This is a genomic window from Streptomyces iakyrus, from assembly GCF_000717055.1.
Lineage (GTDB): Bacteria > Actinomycetota > Actinomycetes > Streptomycetales > Streptomycetaceae > Streptomyces > Streptomyces iakyrus.
In genome coordinates, this window is sequence record NZ_JNXI01000002.1 from 536,685 (window position 1) to 561,151 (window position 24,467).

General features: G+C 68.6%; 17 protein-coding genes. 5 read left to right on the forward strand and 12 right to left on the reverse strand.

All coding sequences use genetic code 11. The features are described 5' to 3' along the window. Positions 1-209 precede the first annotated feature (209 nt). From OO68_RS04910 to OO68_RS04925, 4 genes are all read left to right on the forward strand, one after another. Entirely contained in the window at positions 210-1,427 is a 1,218-nt protein-coding gene (locus OO68_RS04910; protein ID WP_033306826.1) for a thiolase family protein, read from the forward strand. Next, positions 1,424-3,553 (forward strand): 3-hydroxyacyl-CoA dehydrogenase NAD-binding domain-containing protein, encoded by a 2,130-nt coding sequence (locus OO68_RS04915; RefSeq protein WP_033306827.1) that lies wholly within the window; start codon positions 1,424-1,426, stop codon positions 3,551-3,553. The genes OO68_RS04910 and OO68_RS04915 overlap by 4 nt, the downstream gene beginning before the upstream one ends. Positions 3,554-3,716: 163 nt before the next feature. After that, positions 3,717-5,156 carry a cellulose binding domain-containing protein gene (locus OO68_RS04920; RefSeq protein ID WP_033306828.1) on the forward strand — a complete coding sequence of 480 codons (1,440 nt, stop codon included), beginning with the start codon at positions 3,717-3,719 and terminating at the stop codon, positions 5,154-5,156. Continuing rightward, entirely contained in the window at positions 5,153-6,640 is a 1,488-nt protein-coding gene (locus OO68_RS04925; protein WP_245236901.1) for a polysaccharide deacetylase family protein, read from the forward strand. Before OO68_RS04920 ends, OO68_RS04925 begins: the two co-directional genes overlap by 4 nt. A gap of 85 nt (positions 6,641-6,725) precedes the next feature. On the opposite strand, the gene OO68_RS04930 is transcribed toward OO68_RS04925, so the two are convergent. From OO68_RS04930 to OO68_RS04940, 3 genes are all read right to left on the reverse strand, one after another. Next, positions 6,726-8,495 carry a glycosyltransferase gene (locus OO68_RS04930; protein WP_033306830.1) on the reverse strand — a complete coding sequence of 590 codons (1,770 nt, stop codon included), beginning with the start codon at positions 8,493-8,495 and terminating at the stop codon, positions 6,726-6,728. Beyond that, positions 8,492-9,763: a nucleotide sugar dehydrogenase gene (locus OO68_RS04935; protein ID WP_033306831.1), complete on the reverse strand. Its 1,272-nt coding sequence runs from the start codon at positions 9,761-9,763 to the stop codon at positions 8,492-8,494. Before OO68_RS04935 ends, OO68_RS04930 begins: the two co-directional genes overlap by 4 nt. A gap of 229 nt (positions 9,764-9,992) precedes the next feature. Next, positions 9,993-11,012, reverse strand: a complete 1,020-nt coding sequence (locus OO68_RS04940) for a PLL family lectin (protein WP_033306832.1) — start codon at positions 11,010-11,012, stop codon at positions 9,993-9,995. A gap of 82 nt (positions 11,013-11,094) precedes the next feature. Here OO68_RS04940 and OO68_RS04945 point away from each other — a divergent pair, with 82 nt between their 5' ends. Further along, positions 11,095-11,466 carry a PIN domain-containing protein gene (locus OO68_RS04945; protein ID WP_033306833.1) on the forward strand — a complete coding sequence of 124 codons (372 nt, stop codon included), beginning with the start codon at positions 11,095-11,097 and terminating at the stop codon, positions 11,464-11,466. A gap of 312 nt (positions 11,467-11,778) precedes the next feature. Here OO68_RS04945 and OO68_RS04950 read toward each other — a convergent pair whose 3' ends face one another. From OO68_RS04950 to ngcE, 9 genes are all read right to left on the reverse strand, one after another. Next, complete coding sequence (locus OO68_RS04950) at positions 11,779-13,293, reverse strand: amino acid permease (RefSeq protein WP_033306834.1); 1,515 nt, start codon at positions 13,291-13,293, stop codon at positions 11,779-11,781. Positions 13,294-13,429: 136 nt separating this feature from the next. Further along, positions 13,430-15,352: a 1-deoxy-D-xylulose-5-phosphate synthase gene (gene dxs / locus OO68_RS04955; RefSeq protein WP_033306835.1), complete on the reverse strand. Its 1,923-nt coding sequence runs from the start codon at positions 15,350-15,352 to the stop codon at positions 13,430-13,432. Between the two features lie 182 nt (positions 15,353-15,534). Then, positions 15,535-16,827, reverse strand: coding sequence for a sugar ABC transporter permease (locus OO68_RS04960; protein WP_033306836.1), 1,293 nt, complete (start codon positions 16,825-16,827; stop codon positions 15,535-15,537). Further along, a complete protein-coding gene (locus tag OO68_RS04965) occupies positions 16,824-17,615 on the reverse strand; it encodes an ATP-binding cassette domain-containing protein (protein WP_030838725.1) in 792 nt (263 codons plus the stop codon). Before OO68_RS04965 ends, OO68_RS04960 begins: the two co-directional genes overlap by 4 nt. Positions 17,616-17,804: 189 nt before the next feature. Beyond that, positions 17,805-18,905 (reverse strand): ABC transporter substrate-binding protein, encoded by a 1,101-nt coding sequence (locus OO68_RS04970; RefSeq protein WP_033306837.1) that lies wholly within the window; start codon positions 18,903-18,905, stop codon positions 17,805-17,807. 133 nt (positions 18,906-19,038) lie between these two features. Then, entirely contained in the window at positions 19,039-20,250 is a 1,212-nt protein-coding gene (locus OO68_RS04975; RefSeq protein ID WP_033306838.1) for an ROK family transcriptional regulator, read from the reverse strand. Positions 20,251-20,749: 499 nt separating this feature from the next. Continuing rightward, positions 20,750-21,673 carry a carbohydrate ABC transporter permease gene (locus tag OO68_RS04980; protein ID WP_033306839.1) on the reverse strand — a complete coding sequence of 308 codons (924 nt, stop codon included), beginning with the start codon at positions 21,671-21,673 and terminating at the stop codon, positions 20,750-20,752. A 3-nt stretch (positions 21,674-21,676) separates the two neighbouring features. Next, a complete protein-coding gene (locus OO68_RS04985; protein ID WP_033306840.1) occupies positions 21,677-22,603 on the reverse strand; it encodes a carbohydrate ABC transporter permease in 927 nt (308 codons plus the stop codon). A 43-nt stretch (positions 22,604-22,646) separates the two neighbouring features. Beyond that, positions 22,647-24,101 (reverse strand): N-acetylglucosamine/diacetylchitobiose ABC transporter substrate-binding protein, encoded by a 1,455-nt coding sequence (gene ngcE, locus OO68_RS04990; RefSeq protein ID WP_033306841.1) that lies wholly within the window; start codon positions 24,099-24,101, stop codon positions 22,647-22,649. Positions 24,102-24,467: the final 366 nt, after the last annotated feature.

A 24,467-nucleotide genomic window follows, 5' to 3' on the forward strand; every position in this document is an offset into this window, starting at 1 on the left:
GTGGCTGGGCGCGCCCGCGCGGCGGAGCCGCACATCGATACGGCCCCGCGCCCCTGAAAAGCGGGGCGTCGCACCACCCGGAGGTGTGACCTTCGCCGCTCCCCCCGCCAGGACTGTGCAGCTACGTTACCCATAAGTAGCATGGGCCTGAGCGCGCGCTCAGCGCATCGCAGCAGCAATGCAGATCCTGACCCTGGAGGAGAGCCATCGTGCCTCGTACCGTCAGGGACGTCGTCTTCGTCGACGGCGTCCGCACCCCGTTCGGCAAGGCGGGCCCGAAGGGCATCTACCACGAGACCCGTGCCGACGACCTCGTCGTGAAGGCGATCCGGGAGCTGCTGCGCCGCAACCCCGGTCTCGACCCGAAGAAGATCGACGAGGTCGCCATCGCCGCGACCACGCAGATCGGTGACCAGGGCCTGACCATCGGCCGCACCGCCGGGATCCTCGCGGGTCTGCCGCAGTCCGTGCCGGGCTACTCCATCGACCGCATGTGCGCCGGCGCCCTGACCGCCGTCACCTCGGTCGCCGGTTCCGTGGCCTTCGGCGCCTACGACATCGCCATCGCGGGCGGTGTCGAGCACATGGGCCGCCACCCCATGGGCGAGGGCGTGGACCCCAACCCCCGGTTCGTCTCCGAGAAGCTGGTCGACGAGTCCGCCCTGTTCATGGGCATGACCGCGGAGAACCTGCACGACCGCTACCCGCAGATCACCAAGCTGCGCGCCGACGAGTACGCCGTGCGCTCCCAGGAGAAGGCCGCCAAGGCGTACGCCAACGGCAAGATCCAGGCCGACCTGGTGCCGGTCTCGGTCCGCCGTACCAACGCCGAGGCCGGTGAGACGGGCTGGGGCCTGGTCACCGCCGACGAGCCGATGCGCCCGGGCACGACCCTGGAGAACCTCCAGGGCCTGAAGACCCCGTTCCGCGTCCACGGCCGGGTCACCGCCGGTAACGCGGCCGGTCTGAACGACGGCGCCACCGCCTCGCTGATCGCCTCCGAGGAGTTCGCGCGGGAGAACGACCTCCCCGTGAAGATGCGCCTGGTCTCCTACTCCTTCGCGGGCGTGGAGCCGGAGGTCATGGGCTACGGCCCGATCCCGGCGACGGAGAAGGCGCTGGCCCAGGCGGGCCTGTCGATCTCCGACATCGGCCTGTTCGAGATCAACGAGGCCTTCGCCGTCCAGGTCCTGGCCTTCCTCGACCACTACGGCATCGCCGACGACGACGAGCGCGTCAACCAGTACGGCGGCGCCATCGCCTTCGGCCACCCGCTGGCCTCCTCCGGCGTCCGCCTGATGACGCAGCTGGCCCGCCAGTTCGAGGAGCAGCCGCACGTCCGCTACGGCCTGACCACCATGTGCGTCGGCTTCGGCATGGGCGCGACGGTCATCTGGGAGAACCCGCACTTCGAGGGGGACAAGTGAGCACCACCGCCGAGCTTCTCAAGCAGGCTTCCGAGCTGTTCCCGGACGAGGTCGTCACAGTTGCGCACGTACGCCACTTCGACCTCCCCCTCGGTGCCGGGCGCTTCGCCCTGATCACCCTGGACAACGGCCACGACCACACCAAGCCGACCACCTTCGGCCCGGCCTCGCTGGCGAACCTGAACACCGCCATCGACCAGGTCGAGAAGGAGGCGGCGGACGGCGAGATCATCGGCGTCGGCATCACCGGCAAGCCGTTCATCTTCGCGGTCGGCGCCGACCTCAAGGGCGTGGAGATCCTCAAGGAGTACGAGCACGCGCTCGCCATCGGCAAGGGCGGCCACGAGGTCTTCAAGCGGCTGTCCCAGCTGGCCGTGCCGACCTTCGCGTACTACAACGGCGCCGCGATGGGCGGCGGTGTCGAGGTCGGTCTGCACTGCACCTACCGCACGGTCTCCGCGGCCCTCCCGGCGTTCTCGCTCCCCGAGGTCTTCCTCGGCCTGGTGCCCGGCTGGGGCGGCTGCACGCTGCTGCCGAACCTGATCGGCCCCGAGAAGGCCGTCTCGGTGATCATCGAGAACAGCCTCAACCAGAACAAGCAGCTCAAGGGCAAGCAGGTCTACGAGCTCGGGATCGCCGACGCGATCTTCGAGGGCGCGGACTTCCTGGAGCAGTCGCTGATCTGGACCGCCGCCGTCCTCAAGGGCGAGCTGGAGATCGAGCGCCCGGTCATCGACCGCGGCGAGGCCTGGGACCAGGCCGTCGCCAAGGGCCGCTTCATCGCGGACTCCAAGGTGCACGGCGCCGCCCCGGCCGCCTACCGCGCCCTGGACATCATCGCCGCCGCCAAGAACGGCGACCTCCAGCAGGGCTACGACGCCGAGGACAAGGCCCTCGCGGACCTCATCATGGGCGGCGAACTGCGCTCCGGCATCTACGCCTTCAACCTGGTGCAGAAGCGCGGCAAGCGTCCCGCCGGCGCCCCGGACAAGTCCCTGGCCCGCCCGGTCACCAAGGTCGGTGTCGTCGGCGCCGGTCTGATGGCCTCCCAGCTCGCGCTGCTGTTCCTGCGCCGCCTGGAGGTCCCGGTCGTCCTCACGGACATCGACCAGGAGCGCGTCGACAAGGGTGTGGGCTACGTCCACGCCGAGATCGACAAGCTGCTCGGCAAGGGCCGGATCAACCAGGACAAGGCCAACCGTCTCAAGGCGCTGGTGTCCGGTGTGCTGGACAAGGCCGAGGGCTTCGCGGACGCGGACTTCATCATCGAGGCCGTGTTCGAGGAGATCGGCGTCAAGCAGCAGGTGTTCGCGGAGGTCGAGGCGGTCGCCCCGGCGCACGCCATCCTCGCGACGAACACCTCCTCGCTGTCGGTCTCCGAGATGGCGTCGAAGCTCAAGAACCCCGAGCGGGTCGTGGGCTTCCACTTCTTCAACCCGGTCGCGGTCCTCCCGCTGCTGGAGATCGTGCGCGGCGAGAAGACCGACGACGCCTCCCTGGCCACGGCCTTCGCCGTCGCCAAGAAGCTGAAGAAGACCGCGGTCCTCACCAAGGACGCCCCGGCGTTCGTCGTGAACCGCATCCTGACCCGCTTCATGGGCGAGATCCAGAACGTCATCGACGAGGGCACCCCGGTCGAGGTGGCCGAGAAGGCCGTCGAGCCGCTCGGTCTGCCGATGTCGCCGCTGGTCCTGCTGGAGCTCGTCGGCCCCGCGATCGGTCTGCACGTCTCGGAGACCCTCAACCGGGCCTTCCCGGACCGCTTCACGGTCTCCCCGAACCTCGCGGCCGTCGTCAAGGCGGGCAAGCGCGGCTTCTACGTCTACGACTCCGGCAAGCCGGAGCTGGACCCCGAGGTCGCCGCGCTGCTGAAGCAGGGCGACACCGTCCTGACGGAGGAGCAGGTTCGCGACCGTGTGCTCGACGCGGTGGCGCAGGAGATCGGCATCATGCTCGACGAGGGCGTCGTCGCCGAGGCGCAGGACATCGACCTCTGCCTCATCACGGGCGCCGGCTGGCCCTTCCACCTGGGCGGCATCACGCCGTACCTGGACCGCGAGGGTGTCTCCGAGCGCGTGAACGGCAAGAGGTTCCTGGCACAGGGCGTCGCGAGCGTCCCGGCGTAACGCGTTACCCCTGAGGGGGGTGGGGCGTACGGTAACAATCCGTGCACCCGCCCCCCTCTCTGCATGCCGCCACAGATAGGATCCTCACACAATCCGACCATTGCTTACCTGACTCTGACGGTCTCCACCCCCAGACCGCCGGGTGTCCTCGAAGGAGTCCTGCGTGGCGTCCCCTCGTCGCCGAACACCCCGACGCCGGGTCTGGCCCAAGATCAGGCTCCTGCTCCTCGTGGCGGTGGTCGCCGCAGGCGGCACGGCGCTCTATCCCGTGTGGAAGGCCGCGAACCCGGACCCGCCCGAGCTGAAGGTCCGCTACCGGACCGACACCCCGGCGACGGCGACGGCGGCCAAGCCGTCGCTGGAGGTCTTCAACGACACCGGCAAGCCACTGCCGTTGAGCGATGTGACGCTCCGGTACTGGTTCACCGCCGACGGCTCCGCGTCGTACGCCTTCAACTGTGTCAACGCCGTGTTCGGCTGCTCCAACGTCGCCGGTCGGATCGTAGCGATGAACAAGCCCACGGACACCGCGGACCACTACCTGGAGGTCCGGTTCACGGCCGCCGCGGGTGACCTGAAGCCCGGCGCCAACAGCAAGGGCATCGACCTCCAGCTCTTCCGCACCGACCACAAGAAGCTGAAGCAGTCCGACGACCGCTCCTTCGACGCGGAGATGACCAGCTACAAGGAGGCGGAGAACGTCACCGCCTACAAGCGGGGCGTCCTCGCCTGGGGCGAGGAGCCGGACGGCACCAAGGCGAGCGACGAGAAGAAGACGGCGGCGAAGTCCGCGCCCGAGCCGCTGCCCGCCCTGCCCGCCGGGGTGCTGTTCGACGACTTCACCTATCAGGGCCCCAAGGACCCGGCCCTGTTCAAGCACGGCTGGCTGGTCCGCACCAGCAAGGGCGGCCCGGGCGTCGAGAACACCTGGTCGGCGAAGGGCGTCAGCTTCCCCACCGCCGAGGGCGCGCACGCCGGCGGCCAGGTGCTGAACCTGCGGGCGAGCACGGACGGCACCAAGGCCGGGACGCGGCAGGCGAGCCTCGGCACGGCCGCCAGCAAGTTCCGCGACGGCACCTACGCGGCCCGCATCCACTTCAGCGACGAGCCGACCACCGGGGACGCCGGCGACCACGTCAACCAGACCTTCTACACCATCGGCGGCACCGGCTCGAAGTACAGCGAGCTGGACAACGAGTACATGCCGAACGGCGGCTGGGGCCGGGCCGGCCCCAAGCTCGACACCGTGACCTGGTACGACCACAAGACCAACGACCGGGTCTACGAGACCACGAACAAGAGCCTCGACACCTGGCACACCGTGCTGATCAGGGTGAAGGACGGCGTCGTCGCCTACTGGCTCGACGGCAAGAAGCTTTTCCTCAGCAACGGCAAGTACGCCCCGCGCGCGGACATGTCCGTGAACTTCAACCACTGGTTCATCGATCTGCCGTTCGAGGGCGAGCGCGCCTGGGACATGAAGGTGGACTGGCTCTACTACAACGCGAACGACACCCTGTCGGCGAAGCAAGTGCAGTCCGCTGTCGAGGACTTCACCGGCGAGGGTGTGAACTACTTCGACACGGTTCGGGAGTCCCGGTGAGGAACAGTCGGTCCGGCGCCCACAGGCACGCCGCCGAGGCAACGGAGAACAAGCCGGTGGTGAGCAGGCGCTCCGCCCTGCTGATGGGCGGTACAGGAGGCGTCGCCATGGCCGGCGGCGGCGCGTGGCTGGGCAAGGTGGTGGCACAGCCCGCCGCCGCCCCGGCCGCCGGGGCCGGCATCGGAGGCCTCACCACGCCTCCCCTCTACGCTCCCTCCGGCCGCCGCCCCAAGTACCGCCGGGCCAGTTGGTCCCAGCAGTTCCAGTCGGGCCACGGCTGGACGCCCGGGGGCACCGGCACCGCGTCGGCCGAGGCTAACGACACGTCCGCCTTCGTCCGCGGCACACAGTCGGTCCGGGTGACCACCAACGGCACCGGCAAGCAGAGCTACGTCCGCAGGACGGGCATGCCCGCGATGAGCCTGACGGGCAAGATGATCCGGCTGGTCTTCCGCGTCGACGACGTGACGAACCTGGCCAAGTGCGTCTTCTACCTGGGCAGCGGTTCCCTCGCGAACCACTTCGCCTGGACGCACCACGTGCACTCCAAGACCTCGGCGAACTACGTACAGTCCGGGGAGTGGGTGACCGTCCACCTCCAGTGGGCGGACGTCAACGCGGCGGCGGGTACGTACTCCATCGGCGCCAGTGGCAAGCCCTCCACGAAGACCGGCTTCACCGACATGTCCTTCGCCGTGTACGACAACGCGGGCGGCCCGGTGACCTACCGGCTCCAGGCCGTGGAGCTGATACCGGACACCGTCTCGGTCTTCCCCAAGGGCGTCGTCTCCATCACCTTCGACGACTCCCACAAGTCGGTCCACGACCTGGCCCGGCCGGTCATGGACCGCTTCGGCTTCCCCGGCACGGTCTACAACATCGCCGACGCCATCGGCACCGGCAGCTTCCTGACGCTCGACCAGATGCGGTCGATGCAGGACTTCTCGGGCTGGGAGATGGGCGGCCACTCGTACGCGAACGCCGTCCACACGGCCAGCTACCCCAAGCTCACCGCAGAGCAGGCCGACGACGACTTCCGCAAGCTGCGCGAGTGGCTGGTCTCCAACGGCTTCACCAGCGAGCACTTCGCCTATCCGCACGGCGCGTTCCAGAAGACCTCCGACGGGGTCCCGGTCGACCAGATCGCGAGCCGGCACTTCACCACGGCCCGGTCGATCATCTCCGAGACCATCGAGTCGTTCGCCCCGGCGATGCCGTACCGCCTCAAGGCGCTGACGGGCATCAACGACGGTACGGGCATCGGCGGTACGGCCCTGTCGAAGCTGACGGGCGCGGGCGGCAAGCTCGACCGGTGCGTGAACAACGGCGACTGGCTGATCCTGTGTCTGCACAAGGTCGTCGACGGCGCTCCCAAGACGAGCACCGAGATCGGCACCGCGGGCCTGGAGGCGCTGATGAAGGCGATCGAGGACCGGGACATCCCGGTGCTGACGGTCGAGGAGGCCATGGCCTCCTACACCTGAGGCCTGGCCCGCCCGCACGCCCAGCGCCCGAACGCACAAGAGAGGGGCGGCCCCCCGGCCGCCCCTCTCTCCGTTGCTCGCGGCTCTACCAGCCGCCCTGCCCGTAACCGCCCTGGCCCTGTCCGTGGCCCTGCTGCCACGACGGGTCCTGCGGCGGATAACCGCCCTGCTGCGGGACGTGGCCGCCCTGCCCCGGGTACTGCTGCTGGTACGGGTCGTGGTGGCCGGGGTATTCGCCCTGCCACTGCTGCTGGCCGGCCGGCGCCGGAGCCCCCCAGCTGACGCGCTGCTGCGGAACGGCGGCGTGCTGCTCCTCGTCGTAGCCGGGGATCGGCTGCGGCTGGGAGGGGATGCCGCCCGCCGGGCGGGGCCGGGTGCGCAGCGCCACGCCCTCCAGACGCATCAACTGGAGCGTCTCGGTGACCTTCTTGTCGGAGTACGGGTCCTCTTCCTCGAAGATCTCCGTCACGTCGTGCTCGTGGTCGCCTGCCACGGACACCTCGACACCGCCCTGGCGGGTGCCCCAGCTGCCCTTGTGCAGGGTGAACAGGGCGTAGAAGCGCAGCGGCGTCAGCAGCGTCAGCTGGATGACACCATAGATCGGCGCGAGCAGGAACATGCCGAAGCGCTTGATGAAGCCCATGCCGCGGCGCGGGAAGTCGAGGTAGCGCACATTGCGCAGGTAGCCCATCAGGACCATGAAGACCAGGTAGTCACCGATGTGGTTGACGAACTGCTGGGGCTTCATGATGGGCAGGATGACCATCGAGTAGAACATCGCCGAGCCGAAGACCAGCCACAGCGCGAGCTCCATGCAGGTCAGCCAGAAGGCCGGCCGGTACTTCTTCTGGTGGCGGAACGCCCACAGCGACTCGCGGAAGAAGGACTTGTTCCAGCGCACCTGCTGGCGCAGGAAGTGCGGCAGCTTCTCGGGGACGGCCGTGTAGCCGACGGCCGTCTCCTGGAAGACGACCTGGCCCTCCATCAGGCAGTAGTTGGTCATGCGGCGGTCGTCGCCGAAGACGGCCGGCTTGCCCAGGAACTGCTGGTTGAGGAAGTCCGGCAGGTACTTGCGCACCAGCGTGCCGCGGTACGCGGAGAGCGCGCCGCAGCAGCACAGGACCGACTTCAGCCGGGAGTAGGCGGCCCGTTCGAACAGGAACGAGTTGCCGTAGCGCAGGTCCTGGAGGCGGGTGAAGATGTTGCTGTCGTGGTTGAGCGCCAGCACCATGCCGGTGGAGGCCATGATCTTCTCGTCGGCCAGCGGCAGCAGCAGCTCGCGCACGGTGTCCCGGGACAGCACGGTGTCCGAGTCGACGCAGAGGAAGATGTCGGAGTACGGCGCGGCCTCGAAGCCCAGCGCCAGCGCCTCGCGCTTGCCCTTGTTCTCGGGCTGGACGCTGACGGTGTACTTGACGCCCTTGGCCTCGAACTCGCGGCGCAGCTTCTTGGCCGCCCGGATACCGGAGTCGTTGGCGCTGGCGTCGTCGATGATGTGGATCTCGTTGGGCAGGCGGCTCTGCGCGAGGAGGCTGCGCATGCCCTGCTCGAACATCACCGGGTCCTCGTTGTAGATCGGGATGACCGCGGTGACCCAGGCGTTCTCCAGGTACTCCAGTTCCTCCCGCCCGGCCTTGGCCGGACGGTAGAAGAGGGCGCCGAACATCTTCAGGGCCAGCAGGCCCATGGCACCCATCGAGTACAGGTGCAGCGAACCGGCGTCGAGCCGGGTGGCGATCAGCGCGGCCAGGCCCAGGAAGACGAAGTACGAGACCTTCAGATGCCGCCGCTTCCGGTGCGCTCGACGCCCACCGGACTCGACGGCACCGGGTATGAACGTATCTTCGGAAGTCACAGCTTGACCACCCGCGGATGGTCGGCGGATTTGCCCCGGGTGTCGAAGAGCGCCCGGGCGCGGTCGGCCAGCTCGTCGAGGTCTATCTCGCGGTGCGGCTGGAGCAGGATCGTCAGGTCGGCGGCCTCGGCGGCGGCGAGGTAGTCCCCGGCCCGCTCGACGGGGTCACCGCCGACGCGCCAGTCCTCGACGCGCGGATCGAAGTAGACGAGTTCGGCACCACGCGCGAGGAGGTTCTCCGCGACGGCCAGGGCCGGGCTCTCGCGCTGGTCGGAGATGTCCGGCTTGTAGGTGACGCCGAGCAGCAGAACCCGGGAGCCGCGCACGGCCTTGCCCTGGTCGTTGAGCAGATCGGCGGCGCGGTTCACCACGTGCACGGGCATGCGCTGGTTGATCTCCTGCGCCAGCTCCACGAACCGGAACGGGATGCCCAGCGAACGCACCTTGTACGAGAGGTAGTTGGGGTCGATCGGGATGCAGTGCCCGCCGACGCCCGGGCCGGGGTAGAACGGCGCGAACCCGAACGGCTTCGTGGAAGCACACCGGATGGCGTCCCACAGATCGACGCCGATCTCGCGGCAGAACATCGACATCTCGTTGACGAGCGCGATGTTGACGTGCCGGTAGGTGTTCTCCAGCAGCTTGGCCATCTCGGCCTCGCGGGTGCCCTTGGCCTCGACGACCCGGTTCACGAACCGCTCGTAGAGGGCGCGGGCGGCCTTGGTGCAGTCGGCCGTGATGCCGCCGACGACCTTGGGGGTGTTCTCCAGGCCGAAGGAGGGGTTGCCCGGGTCGATGCGCTCGGGCGAGAAGGCGAGGTGGAAGTCGATGCCGACCCGCAGGCCCCCGGCCTCCAGACGCGGCCGGACCACCTCGTCGGTCGTGCCCGGATAGGTCGTGGACTCCAGGACCACGAGCGTGCCGGCGGTGAGGTGGGCGGCGATGTCGTCGACGGCGGCGTGCACCGCGCCGAGGTCCGGGGCTCCGTGCTCGGTGAGTGGCGTGGGGACACACACCACGACAGCGGCGGCGCCGGCGATCACGTCCGCCCGGTCGACGGCCTCGAAGCCCTGCTCCAGCATGGCGCGCACTTCGGCGTCGGTGATGTCGTCGACGTGTGAACGGCCGGCGTTCAGTCCGTCGATCACCCGTCGGCTGCGGTCGAGACCGACCACCTTCAGGCCCGCGGCTGCGGCAGAACGTGCCAACGGCAGCCCCACGTAACCGAGTCCGACAACGACAAGATCCACCGTGGAGGATCTGCTCACGACATCATTCCCCAACCCCGTTGCCAAGGCGTCGGCCAGACGCTGTAGCAACCGGCCCCCCGAGCAAATCGAACAAGTCCGATGAGGTTAACAATACCTTCACCTTTTGACCATGTTCACCCGAGGTGCGCCTTGTCACGCACACATCTGTACAACCCTTGACACACCTCGTGTGTCTGGTGCGTCAAGAGCCACAAAAGGAAGTGATCCGTTCCGGGTCCGGCGGAGGTCAGATCTCCCGCCAGGCCTCCAGCGCGAGCCCCGGCTCGTCCTTGCGCCGGGTGAGCAGCACGGTGCCCGTAGAGGGCGACTGGGAGGCCGCGACGACCTCCCCGTGCTCGTCGAGCGCCACCGACACCACGGCGTCCGCGGGCAGCCGGGGCCCGGACTCGGTCCACCAGGCACCGGCCGGCTCCTGCTCGGTGGGATACGCGGCGAAGGCGACCCTGCCGCTCGCCGACCGCTGCGCGAGCACGGTGCAGTCGTGCCCCTCGATCTCACACCGTACGGCGGAGACCGGGCCGGGTCCTGCGGACGTGAGGAGGGTCGCCGGCTTCTCACCGGGGCGCCAGGCGCACAGGTCCCCCGAGGTGTCGGTGAAGAAGAGGGTGGTGTGCTCGGCGGACGTGGCGAGCGCGCGCAGGGTCCCCGGGCGCACGGGCGCGTCGACGCCCTCGGTCTGCACCGGCCTCTTCCCGTCCCCCTCCTGCCGCCAGTGCAGGATTCCGCCGGGGACGGCGGCGTACAGCTCCACCAGCCCCGACTCCCCCGTCACCGCGGCCAACTCGCCCTCGACGTCGTGCCCTTCGAGGTTCTGCCAGGAGCTCCAGCCACCCTTGACCTTCTGGTTGCGCAGGCTGACCCCGCCGTTGCCGTTCCGGACGAAGACGTAGCCGCGCCCCACGCCGTCGACGGCGACGGCCGGCGGGCCCGTCCGGTCGCCCTTCTGGTCCGGGTGCCCGATCGGGACCCAGTCCAGGGCCGCGAGCCCGGGCCGGAAGTGCGTGGAGTGCACGAGCCCCGACTCCCCGGGCACGGTGGGCCGCCACGCGGCCAGGTGGGCGTACCCGTCCCGGCCCTGACCGAGCGCCGCGCCCGGGTGCAGCTTCTGGCTGCCGCCGACGGGGCGGGGGACGTCCTCCCAGGGGCCGGCGGGGCCGCGTTCCGCACGGCACAGGACGGCGTCGCCGGAGGGCAGGTAGACGGTGAGGCGGCCGTCGCGGCCGCGGATGAGCCAGTCGCCGTTCACCTGTTCACTTTATGCGGCCGACGGGGCCCGGCGCGCCCGCCCGGCCCCGCACGGCGCCCATCCACCGTGCGACCCTGGCCACATGAACGCCCACACGCCTGTCCTGGTCGTCGTCGACGCGGCGAACGTCGTCGGGTCGGTGCCGGACGGCTGGTGGCGGGACCGCCGGGGTGCGGCGGAACGGCTGCGGGACCGGTTGGCGTCGGAGGGGGTCCCCGCCGTCTCCGGCCCGGTGGAGATCGTCCTGGTGGTGGAGGGGGCGGCGCGGGGAGTGGAGTCCGTGCCGGGGGTGCGGGTGTCGTCCGCCGCGGGCAGCGGAGACGACCACATCGTCGAGGTGGTGGCGTCGGCCGGTGACCGTTCGGTCCTGGTGGTCACGGCGGACCGGGAGCTGCGGAGGCGGGTCGGGGAGCTGGGGGCGGAGGTGACGGGGCCGCGGTCTGTTCGTCCGTAGGTACTCGGCGAGGGGGCTGAGGTCGGGTGGGTTCGCAGCCCGGCGGAGCGGGGTGCCTCCCCCAAGCTCTCGGCTTCGCTCTAGCAGGGGGACCCCCACGCCCACCCGTGCCGCCCCAGGCGGCACGCATGCCCGCAGCCAGGACAGAGCGCGCCCGCACCCGCCGTCCTACGCAAGGGGACGTGTCGGGGGTGTCCGCCCGCAGCGGTTGGCGCGTCAACGCCAGTCAGTCGGCGTCCGACCCCATCGCGCCGTTCCGAGGACGGACACCCCCCGGCGCGGCCTCGGGCCACCCCCACGCGAAGGCGGAGCCTAAGCCCTGCCGCCGCCCGCGCTCGGCTGCTCCTCCCCCACCTCGCCGCGCGCCAGGCGGCTGTGCGTGCGTCCGTACAGGAAGTAGACGAGGAAGCCGGCCGCCATCCAGATGGCGAAGCGGACCCACGTCTCGGCGGGAAGGTTGATCATCAGCCACAGGGAAGCGCAGACCGACAGGATCGGGATCACCGGCACCCACGGGGTGCGGAAGGCCCGGGGCAGGTCGGGGCGGGACTTGCGGAGGATGATCACGCCGATGGCGACGACCACGAAGGCGAACAGCGTGCCGATGTTCACCAGGGCGGCGAGCTCGGTCAGCGGCGTGAACCCGGCGAGGACGGCGATGATCACGCCGAGCAGGATGGTCGGCCGGTGCGGCGTCTTGAATCGCGGGTGGACGCGCGAGAAGAACCGCGGCAGCAGTCCGTCCCGGCTCATCGCGAAGAACACCCGGGTCTGGCCGAGCAGCAGGATCATGCAGACCGTGGTCAGGCCGACCGCGGCGCCGAAGCTGATGAAGCCCGCGAACCACGGATGCCCCGTCGCCTTGAACGCGTCGGCCAGCGGCGCGTCGACGGACAGCTCGCTGTAGTGCTGCATGCCGGTGACGACGATCGACACGAGGACGTACAGCGTGGTGCAAATTGCGAGGGAGCCGAGGATGCCGCGGGGCATGTCACGCTGGGGGTTCTTGGTCTCCTCGGCGGCCGTGGCCACCACGTCGAAGCCGATGAAGGCGAAGAACACGACCGAGGCGGCGGTGAAGATGCCCATCACGCCGAAGTTGGAAGGAGCCCAGCCGAACATGAGCTGGATCAGCGGGGAGTCGAGACTCGCCCCGGCCTCCACGGGCTGCTCCTTCGGGATGAAGGGGTCGTAGTTGTCACCCTTGACGAGGAACGCACCCGCGATGATCACGACGAGGACGACCGTCACCTTGATGGCGACGACCAGCGACGTGATCCGCGCGGACAGCTTCATGCCGAGCACGAGGATGCCGGTGAGGACGAGGACCAGCGCGGCGGCGAGGATGTCGAAGCCGAAGGCGTCGGCGCCCTCCCGGCTCCCCAGGCCCGCGGGCATCGTCCAGCCCGCGTTGTCCATGAGCGACTGGATGTAGCCGGACCAGCCGACGGCCACCACCGCCGTACCGAGCGCGAACTCCAGGACGAGGTCCCAGCCGATGATCCAGGCGGGCAGTTCACCGAGGGAGGCGTAGGAGAACGTGTAGGCGGACCCGGCGACCGGGACCGTGGACGCGAACTCGGCGTAACAGAGGGCGGCCAGGGCGCACGCGACGCCGGCCGCCACGAAGGCCAGAGCCGTCGCGGGCCCGGCGTTGTCCTTGGCGACCGTGCCGGTGAGTACGAAGATGCCGGTACCGATGATCACACCGACGCCGAAGACGGTCAGATCCAGCGCTGACAAGGACTTCTTGAGCGCGTGCTCTGGCTCCTCGGTGTCGAGGATGGACTGCTCGACCTTCTTCGTCCGGAAGAGGGTACTGCTCACGGGGTACCTCCCACGCTTGTCGTCCTCGACATGATCGAGAGGGGGCACCATCCGTATGCCCCGGCAGGGGCGGATTCACGCCAATGGGCCGGTTTCACCACCCTTCACGGTGGTGAAACCGGCCCATTCAGCGGTGTCAGTCGCGCGCGGACTCCACGGCGCCCGCTGCGGACTGCTCATAGCGGCCGTCGAGCCGGGCGACCAGCCCGGTCACCTGACGGGCGATGTCCGGCGCGGTGAGCCCGATCTCGGCGAGGACCTCGGCACGCGAGGCGTGGTCGAGGAAGCGCGGCGGGATGCCGAAGTCACGCAGCGGCACATCCACACCCGCGTCACGCAGCGCCTGCGCGATCGCCGAGCCGACGCCGCCCACGCGGCTGTTGTCCTCGACGGTCACGACCACGCGGTGCTCCTCGGCGAGCGGGGCCATGGCCTCGTCGACGGGCTTGACCCAGCGCGGGTCGACGACCGTCGTGGAGATGCCCTGCTTGTCGAGCAGGCCGGCGATCTCCAGGCACATCGGCGCGAGGGCGCCGACGGAGACCAGCAGAACGTCCGGCCGGTCGGTGCCGGGCTCGCGCAGCACGTCCATGCCGCCGACGCGGCGCACGGCCGGTACGGCGGGGCCGACGGCGCCCTTGGAGAAGCGGACCACGGTCGGCGCGTCGTCGACGGCGACGGCCTCGCGCAACTGCGCGCGCACCTGGTCGGCGTCGCGCGGCGCGGCCAGCCTCAGGCCGGGCACGACCTGGAGGATCGACATGTCCCACATGCCGTTGTGGGAAGCCCCGTCGGTGCCGGTGACCCCGGCCCGGTCGAGGACGAAGGTGACGCCGCACTTGTGCAGGGCCACGTCCATCAGCACCTGGTCGAAGGCGCGGTTGAGGAATGTGGCGTACACGGCGAACACCGGGTGCACGCCGCCGGTGGCCAGGCCGGCCGCGGAGACGGCTCCGTGCTGCTCGGCGATGCCGACGTCGTAGACCCGCTTGGGGAAGCGTTTGGCGAACTTGTCCAGGCCGACCGGCTGGAGCATGGCGGCCGTGATGGCGACGATGTCCTCGCGCTCCTCGCCGAGCTTGACCATCTCCTCGCCGAACACGGACGTCCAGTCGGCGCCGGAGCTGGCGATCGGCAGGCCCGTGTCGGGATGGATCTTGCCGACGGCGTGGAAGCGGTCCGCCTCGTCCTGGAGGGCCGGCTGGTAGCCGCGGCCCTTCTCGGTGAGGCAGTGCACGATGACCGGCCCGCCGAACCGCTTGGCCTTGGCGAGCGCGGACTCCAGGGCCTCCAGGTCGTGTCCGTCGATCGGTCCGACGTACTTCAGGCCGAGGTCCTCGAACATGCCCTGCGGGGCGATGAAGTCCTTCAGCCCCTTCTTCGCGCCGTGCAGGGTGTCGTAGAGCGGCCGTCCGACGACGGGAGTGCGCTCCAGGACCTCCTTGGTGCGGGCGAGGAACCGCTCGTAGCCGTCGGTGGTGCGCAGGGTCGCCAGGTGGTTGGCGAGGCCGCCGATGGTCGGGGCATAGGAGCGCTCGTTGTCGTTGACGACGATGACGAGCGGGCGGTCCTTGGCGTCGGCGATGTTGTTCAGCGCCTCCCAGGCCATGCCGCCGGTCAGCGCGCCGTCACCGATCACGGCCACGACGTGGTCGTCGCGCTCCATGATCTGGTTGGCCTTGGCGATGCCGTCGGCCCAGCCGAGGACGGTCGAGGCGTGCGAGTTCTCGATGACGTCGTGCTCGGACTCGGCCTGTGAGGGGTAGCCGGACAGGCCGCCCTTCATCTTCAGCTTCGAGAAGTCCTGGCGGCCGGTGAGCAGCTTGTGGACGTAGGACTGGTGGCCGGTGTCCCAGAGCACCTTGTCCTTGGGCGAGTCGAAGACCCGGTGCAGGGCGATGGTGAGCTCCACCACGCCGAGGTTGGGGCCGAGGTGACCGCCGGTCTTGGAGACCGCTTCGACGAGGAAGCTGCGGATCTCCTCCGCCAGCTGGTTCAGCTCCTCCAGGTTGAGCCGGTCCAGATCGCGCGGTCCCCTGATACGGGTCAGCAGCGGCACCCGTGCCTCCTTGCAGTAGAGCTGTTGCCGGGCTTGTCGAGTCTAATGTTCCGCCTTCGCGGGCGGCGCCGAGGCTGTGCGTCGTACGTCACGCGTTCGGCTCTACCCATGGTGCGCCACCCCTACGACACAGCTGTGCCCGGTACCTGAGAGGTACCGGGCACAGAGGGTGTTCCCCGGCGCTACGCGCGCCCTGCGGTCTTCTGCGTCTTGCGGGTGACGGCGTCGATGACGACCGTGGCCAGCAGCACACCACCGGTGATCATGTACTGCACTGGGGAGGCGATGCCCTCCAGGGCGAGGCCGTACTGGATCGACACGATCACCAGGACACCGAGCAGCGCGTTCCAGGTGCGTCCACGGCCGCCGAACAGCGACGTGCCGCCGATGACCGCCGCGGCGATCGCGTTCATCAGCAGGTCACCGCCGCCGGCGCCCTGGTTGGCCGCCGCGATCTTGGAGGCGATGAACAGGCCGCCCACCGCAGCGAAGGTGCCGGAGATCGCGAACACCGAGATCCGGACCATCTCCACGTTGATGCCGGCCCGGCGGGACGCCTCGACACTGCCGCCGAGCGCGAACACCTTCCGGCCGTACGAGGTACGGCGCAGCACGAAGTCCGTGACCAGCAGCACCGCGATGAAGATCACCACGGCGAGCGGCAGGCCCTTGTACTGGTTGAAGACGATGGCGACGGTGAAGGCGAGCACCGCCAGCAGCACGGTCCGCACGATGGTCTCGCTCAGCGGCCGCGACGGCACACCGGCGGCCTCGCGGCGCCGGTTGCCGAGGAAGGAGCTGAGGAAGAACCCGGCGGTCACCACCGCGGCCAGACCGTAGGCGGCGGCCACGTCGGAGAAGTAGTAGCTGGTCAGCTGGGCCACGACCCCGTCGGGGTCGAGGTTGATGGTGCCGTTGTCGCCGAGGATCTGGAGCATGAAGCCGTTCCAGAACAGCAGACCGGCCAGCGTGACGGCGAAGGCGGGCACGCCGATCTTCGCGAAGAAGAAGCCGTGCAGCACGCCGGCGACCGTGCCGGTGAGGATGGCCAGCACGAAGGCGAGCCACTCGTTCATGCCGTTGGTGACGTTCAGCACCGCGAAACTCGCGCCCGCCACACCGGAGACCGAACCGACCGACAGGTCGATCTCGCCGAGCAGCAGCACGAACACGATGCCGACGGCGATCATGCCCGTGCCGACCATGGCGACGGACATGTCGGACAGGTTGCCCGCGGTGAGGAAGTTGGAGTTCAGGCTCGTGAAGATGAGCCAGATGATCGCCAGGCCGATGACGACCGGGATGGAGCCCAGGTCACCGGACTTCATCTTCCGCTTGAACTCGCTGACGTAGCCCTTGAGGCCCTGCTCGCGCACCAGCAGCCGGGGGTCGACCACGGTGACGGCGGCCTTGGCCGCCTCGGGGTTCTCCACGACGTGGTCGTCCGGAGCCGCGGAGGTCTTGTCGATGCTCACTTGGAAACCTCCCCGTTCGTGCGCGCCGCACGGCGGGTCACGGCGTTGTCGGTGGCGCCGGTGATGGCGGAGATGATCTCCTCCTGCGAGGTCGACTTGACCTCGAAGACGCCGTTGTTGCGGCCGAGGCGCAGCACGGCGACCTTGTCCGCGACGGCCTTCACGTCGGCCATGTTGTGGCTGATGAGGATCACGGCGTGGCCGCGCTCGCGCAGCCGCTCGACCAGGTCGAGGACCTGTGCGGTCTGCTCGACGCCGAGGGCGGCGGTGGGCTCGTCGAGGATGACCAGCTTGGGCTCGCCGAGCATGGAGCGGGCGATGGCCACGGTCTGGCGCTGACCGCCGGAGAGCGAGGCGATCGGGATGCGCACGCTGGGGATGCGGATCGACAGCGTGTCGAGCAGCTCGCGGGAGCGGCGCTCCATCTCCACCTCGTCCAGGACGCCGCGCTTGCGGATCTCCCGGCCCAGGTAGAGGTTGCCGACGACGTCGATGTTGTCGCAGAGCGCGAGGTCCTGGTAGACGGTCGCGATGCCCAGGTTCTGGGCGTCGTGCGGCTTGGTGATCTGGACGGACCTGCCGTCCCATTCGATGACGCCCTCATCGATGGGGTGCACGCCGGCGATCGTCTTGACCAGCGTGGACTTTCCGGCTCCGTTGTCGCCGACCAGGGCGACCACTTCACCGGCGTGGACCTCAAGCTCTACGTCGGTGAGCGCCTGAACGGCACCGAACCGCTTGGAGACCCCGCGCAACGCCAGCACGGGCGTAGCGGACACGTGAACCATCTCCTTCGCCGCCTGACCCGGCGGGAGGTTGTGCAGAAGGGTGGGAGGAGTGATCACTCCGGCGCCCCGCGTAGCTTGCGGGGCTGATGTGGCGGGGCGCCGGAGGAACTCGGGGGCGAACCGGTCCCCGCATGGAGTCACGGGAGTCCGGCTCGGACTCCCGTGCCCCACGGGGGACTTGGCGGCTTCTTACTTGAGGCCGATCTTGTCGCAGGCGGCCTTGTACTTGCCCGTGCAGATCTCGTTCACGGTGTAGATGCCGTCCTTGATGACGGTGTCCTTGATGTTGTCCTTGGTCAGCGAGACGACCGGGACGAGGACGGAGGGGATGGCCTTGGTGGTCGGGCTGTCGACCTTGTCCTTGGCGATCGAGTCGAGCGACTTGCCCTGGGCGAGGGCGACGGCCATCTCGGCCGCGACGTCCGCCTCCTGCGGGTAGGGCTTGTAGACGCTCATGTACTGCTCACCGGTGACGATGCGCTGCACACCGGCGAGTTCGGCGTCCTGGCCGGTGACCGGGATGTCGGCGATGCCGGCGGCCTTCAGGGCGGTGATGATGCCGCCCGCCATGCCGTCGTTGGCGGAGTAGACGCCGACGATCTTGTCCTTGCCGAGGGCGGAGATGGCGCCTTCCATGTTGGCGTTGGCGTTCTCCGGCTTCCACTCCTTGGTGTCGTACTCGCGGCCGATCTTCACCTTGCCGTCGAGCACGGAGTGCGCGCCCTTCTTGAACTGGGCGGCGTTCGGGTCGGTGGAGGACCCGTTCATCATGACGATCTGGCCGTCCTTGGCCTTGTCGCCCAGGGCCTTCAGCAGGGCCTCGCCCTGGGTCTTGCCGACGGTCTCGTTGTCGAACGAGGTGTAGGCGTCGATCGGGCCCTCGGCCAGGCGGTCGTAGGCGACGACGGGGATGTCGGCGTCCTTGGCCTTCTTCACCGCGCCGGCGATCGCCTTGGAGTCGACGGCGTCCACGATCAGCACGTCGACCTTGTTCGACACCATCGTGTCGACCTGCTGGTTCTGCTTGGCGGCGTCCTGGTTGGCGTTGGCGTAGACGACCTCGCCCTTGCCGTTGGTGAGCTCCTTGACCTTCTCCTCGATGAGGGGACGGTCGAACTTCTCGTAACGGGCGGTCGCGTTCTCGGGAAGGAGCAGGCCGACCTTGATGTCGTCGCCCTTCTTGGCGGACCCGGTGGAGTCGGCGTTGTCGCCCGACTCCTTGGCGCTGCCACAGGCAGCAAGCGAAACAGCCATCGCACCGGCGGCAAGAGCAACAGCGGCGCGACGCATACGCGTGTTCACTTCAGAAACCTCCCTGACGAGGCCGCGACATTGCGGCCGAGGTGGCTGGAAGTCAACTCGGCCACACGTGCGACGTCAAGAAGTAAATCCTTAACGAGATGGCAACGGTGCCATCCGTTCTCTAAGTGAAGGCAGGAGTGACTGCCTGAAGTGCACTGGGAGCCGTCCCGTCCAAAAGGGTCGAATCACCCATCTCGCTGAGGGCGAGGGCGAGCGCTCCGAGCACTTCCGCACGGCCGCCGAGGGCACCGGGGAGAACGGACAACTGGCGTGCCGCGCTGGGGATGGCGTAGCGGCCGACGGACTCCCGGATCGGCCCGAGCACCAGCTCACCGGCCTCGGCGAGATCACCGCCGAGGACCACGCGGCTCGGGTTCAGCAGGTTGCAGAGATTGGCCACTCCACTGCCGATGTGGCGGCCGACGTCGGCGATCACCCGACGGCAGCCCGGGTCTCCGTCCCGCGCCAGCCGTACGACGCCCTCCATGGTCAGATCGGTGCCGTGACTGGACTGGAGGAGCGGGAGCACGTAGCGCGCGGCCGCGAAGGTCTCCAGGCAGCCGCGGTTTCCGCAGCGGCAGACGGGGCCGGACTCATCGAGTGTAATATGCCCGATTTCTCCTGCGGTGCCGCCCGGGCCGCGGTAGATCTTGCCGCTGATCACCAGGCCGGCGCCGACACCGCTGGCGACCTTGATGTAGGCCAGGTCGCGGACGCCCCGGCCGCTGCCCCAGACCATCTCGCCGAGGGCGCCGAGGTTGGCGTCGTTGTCCACGTGCACGGGGACGCCGAGGCGGCCGCGGAGCTCCTCGGCGGGCTTGGTGCCGGTCCAGCCGGGGAGGATCGCCGTCGAGCCGAGGGTGCCGGATTCGACGTCGATGGGGCCGGGGACGCCGAGGCCGACGCCGGCGATCTTGGAGCGGTCCACGCCGGTGGCTTCGATCAGGCGGGTGACCAGCTGTTCCGCGCGGTCGAAGCCCTGGGTCGACGAGGCGTCGACGTCGAGGGGCTCGGACTCCTCCGCCAGGACCTGGTGGGCGAGGTTGCCGATGGCGACGCGGAGGTGGGTGTGGCCGAAGTCGACGCCGATGACGATGCCGGCGTCGCCGCTCAGCGACACGCTGCGGGCCCTGCGGCCGCCGGCGGAGGTCGGCGTGACCTCGACCGTGCCACCGTCCTTCAACTCCCGGACGATGTTGGAGACCGTCGCCGCGGACAGGCCTGTCGTCCGCGCGATCTCGGCCTGGGTGAGGGAGCCCGCCAGGCGCACGGCACGTACGACCCGCTCCAGGTTGGCTCGGTGCAGCGATGACTGCGACCCCGGAGTCTCCACGACGACCTCCTGCGCACGGGGCCGCTTCGATGAGACCCCGTCTATGTCCAACTAGTGAACTCTAAGCTGAGCCGTTCGGGTTGCCTCCCGTCAAGAGGTTGAACTGATTCCGCGGTGTGTGCGGCTCGTCGCGGAGCGCTATGTGGGGGTACGCGCTTTCTGACTGTGCGGCTTGGCAGGGGTGCGCGTCTTCGCCTGCTCGCCGGTGGTGGGTCGGGGCCGCGCCGGGGGGTGTCCGTCCTCGGAACGGCGCGATGGACCTACTTACCGACTGACTGGCGTCGACGCGCCAACCGCTGTGGGCGGACACCCCCCGACACGTCCCCTTGCGTCGTCCGGCGGGTGCAGGCCGCCCGAGCTGCGGGCATGCGTGCCGCTGGGGGGGCGGCACGGGTGGGCGATGGGGGTCCCCCCTGCTCGAGCGAAGCCGAGAGCTTGGGGGAGGCACCTCGTCGCGCCGAGCTGCGCAACGCCCCGGCCCCGGCCCCACCGGCCCGGGCTACTTCAGCGCACCCGCCGTCAGCCCCTGCACCACCTGGCGCTGGAAGATGATGTACGCCGCCAGCACCGGCAGCATCGCCATGACCAGACCCGCGAACAGGCCCGACCAGTCGCCCTTGTAGCCCTGGCTGACCGCCAACTGCACCAGCCCCTGCGTGAGCACCCGCTTGTCGGGGTCGGTGTTCAGGACCGTCGGCAGCATGTACTGGTTCCACTGCCCCAGGAAGTTGAAGATGCCGACGCTGATCAGGCCCGGCTTGGCCATGGGGAGCATGATCTGGAAGAACGTGCGGCTGTGGGAGGCCCCGTCGACGAACGCCGCCTCAGCGATCGACGTCGGCAGCGTGCGGAAGAACGCCGTCAGGAAGAAGACCGTGAACGGCAGCGAGTAGGCGATGTAGACGAGGATCAGGCCGTGGATGGTGTTCAGCAGGCCCATGTTGTTCACGACGTAGAACAGCGGGACCAACGCGAGCATGATCGGAAAACTCATGCCGCCGATGAACAGGTAGTAGATGAACCGGTTGCCCGGGAACTCGAAGCGGGCCAGGACGTAGGCCGCCATGGAGCCGAGGACCAGGGTGCCGATGAGTGAGCCGCCCACCACGAGCACCGTGTTGAGGAAGTAGTCGCTCATGTTGGCCTGGGTCCACGCCCGCGACCAGTTGTCGAAGTGCAGGGAGTCCGGGAGCGACCAGGGGGAGCTGAAGATCGAGCGGTCGTCCTTGAAGGACGTCATGACCGCCCAGAGCAGCGGCATGACCACCATGAACGCCCAGATGACCAGGACGCCGTGGGAGAAGACGTTGAGGACGGTGCCCTCTTTCTTCTCCTTGGGGGGTGCCGGCGGCCGGACGTCCGTCTTGGTGATCGGGGCTCCGGACTCCGCCGGCAGCGGCGCGGGGGTTTCGGTCGTCTTCATCGGTCAGTACTCCAGCCGCTCGCGACGGCCCAGCCGCATCACCACGGCGGCGAAGGCCAGCGTGACGACGAGCAGGGCGACACCGATGGTGGTGGCGTAGGCGGCCTGCCCGTCACGGAACGCCTTCTGGTACACGTACAGGACCATGACGGTGGTCGAGTAGTCGGGACCGCCCGGCCCGGTCGTCATGATCTGCACGACCGCGAACGACTCGGCGCCCAGGGCGAGGATGCCCATGTAGACCCAGCCGGACTGCACCGTGTCCCAGAGGAGGGGCAGGGTGACCCGGAAGAACGTGGTGACGCGGTTCGCGCCGTCCAGCAGCGCGGCCTCGTACATCTCCGCCGGGATGGAGGCCATGCCCGCGGAGAAGAGGACGACGAAGAAGCCGACCGTCGACCAGACGAGGACCGCCATCACCGCCCAGAGGGCCAGATCGGGGTCGCCCAGCCACAGGGGCTGGACGTCGTCCAGGCCGATGCCGCGCAGCAGCGAGTTGAGCGCGCCGCTGTCCGGGTTGTACGCGAACGCGAACAGCAGCGCGACGATGGCGATCGAGAGGACCTGCGGGAAGAAGTAGACGATCTTGTAGAAGGAGGAGCCGCGGACACCGGTGATCACCGGGCCGTTCTTCCTCTTTCTGCCGCCCACGTTGATCATGAAGGCGAAGAACAGCGCGAGGCCGATCGTCACCACCGGCAGCAGGAGGGCGAACAGCAGGCTGTGCTGCAACGACTTCCAGAAGATGTCGTCGTCGAGCATCCGGCTGTAGTTGTCGAAACCGACCATCTTGAATTCGGGGCTCAGGCCGGTCCAGTCCGTGAACGAGTAATAAATGGACTGGATGAACGGCCAGACCACGAAGAGCGCGTACAGTCCCAGGGGCAACGCCAGGAACCCCACGATGAACCGGTACTTGCCGTGCTGCATCGCCACTCCGGTGCCGTGTGCGGAATTTGGTTTTCCGGTGCCGTTACTGGTGCTTGTAGTGCTTGATGGAATCGTCCTTGGCGGTCTCGTCGGCGAAGGCCTGGATCTTCTTGATGGCCTCGGCCGGGGTCACGCGGCCGGCCATCATCTCGCCCAGCCCGGAGACGCCGATCTTCTCCTTCTGCAACTGCACGTACCAGTCCTGCATACGGGGATTCACCACGTTCTCACCGGCCTTGTCCAGGGCCGCGACGCCGGATTTCAGACCGGGAGTGAGGGCGATGCCGTCGGTGCCGCCGTTGTAGGCGGTCAATGACTTCACCTTGCCGGTGAAGTTCTTGGAGGATGCCTCGCTGAGCATGATGCGCAGTTGCTCCATGCCGCCGGCGGCGTTCTTCGCCTTGGCCGGGACGATGAAGGGCTCGCCGCCGGAGGCCCAGATGGTGCCGAAGGGCATCTTGTCGGAGGAGTCGAGGCCGGTGGGCGCGGAGACGGCCAGGTTGAAGTCCTCGGGGATGACGTTGGCCGACTCGTTCTCCACCCAGGAGCCGTTCGGGATGAACAGCGCCTTGCCCTCGGCCCACGCGGTCTGCGACTGGATGTGGTCCAGGCCCGGGGTGCCTTTGAGGACGTAACCCTTCTTGTACAGCTCGTAGTACGCGTCGAAGCAGGCCTTGACGGCCGGGTGCTTCCAGGCGTTGGGCTCCAGGTTGTCGATGGCGTCGAGGACTTCACGGCCCCCGACCTTGCCGATCATCGGGTAGAGCGAGAAGGGGAGGTAGTACGGGTATTTGCCCGCGTACGTCCAGCCCGCCATGCCCTTCTTCTTGGCCTTCGCGCAGACGGCGAGCATCTGGTCCCAGGTCTCGGGGTACTGCTCGTCGAGCGAGTCCAGGGCCTTCTGCGAGTACCAGACGCCGTAGACCGTGTAGGCGTAGTACAGGATCCAGACCTTCTCGCCGTCGAACTGGCCCATCTCCACGATGCCGGGGCGCAGCGTGTCGCGGACCTTCTTGGCCGGGTCGTCGTAGGAGGGCGCGTCCAGCAGCGGGGTGAGGTCGGTGAGCTGGTTCTTGCCGACCAGGACGCCCATGTCCATCTGCTCGGCGCCGGAGTTGTCGATGAGGTCCGGCGGGGTGCCCTGGTTGAAGCGCGGCTGGAGGGTGGACTGGATCTTCTGGGTGGCGGAGAACTTCACCGACGCCTTGGGGAAGTTCTTCTCGTAGATCTTCACGGCGTCCTCGGCGTACTCCTTGCCGAAGCCGCCGTCGAACAGGACGAATTCCATGCCGGCCGTGTCGTTGACGGCGAGCGGGTTCTTCGCGGTCTTCTTGCCGGCCTTGGCCTTGTCCCCGCTGTCGTCGCCGCCGCTGCTGGCGCAGGCGGACAGGAAGCTCATGGTGGGGACGGAGATCAGCCCGAGCGCGGCGGACCGTTTGATCAGATCACGGCGGCCGACACCCTCGGTGCCGTGGTTCTCGGCGGAAGTGGATCCCATGCTCAAGTCCTCGCCTTCTCCAGGACTCAGGCGGTGAACCGGATCCTCCCCGGCACCGCGATCGGGTCAAGCTGGGTCGTGCAGGAAAGTGCGGGTGGTGACGTGCGGGCACTGAAGTGCGGATCGTGTGAAGCGTCCGACAGGTATAGTCCACTTCCCGCCAGCGGATCAAGATCGAACGCAAGGTTGGCCGTGGGTCTTATCCGAGTTGAGACCTCGCGGAAGTATGAGTGACCTGCGGGCGCTCCGCCGGAAATATCCCGGTCACCGCGCCCGAATGCCACAGGCAACACCCTTGACACTCCCCGCCACTTGGGCAACTACTGGTCCTTGCGCATCGAAGGTGACAACGTTGTCCACTGCGCA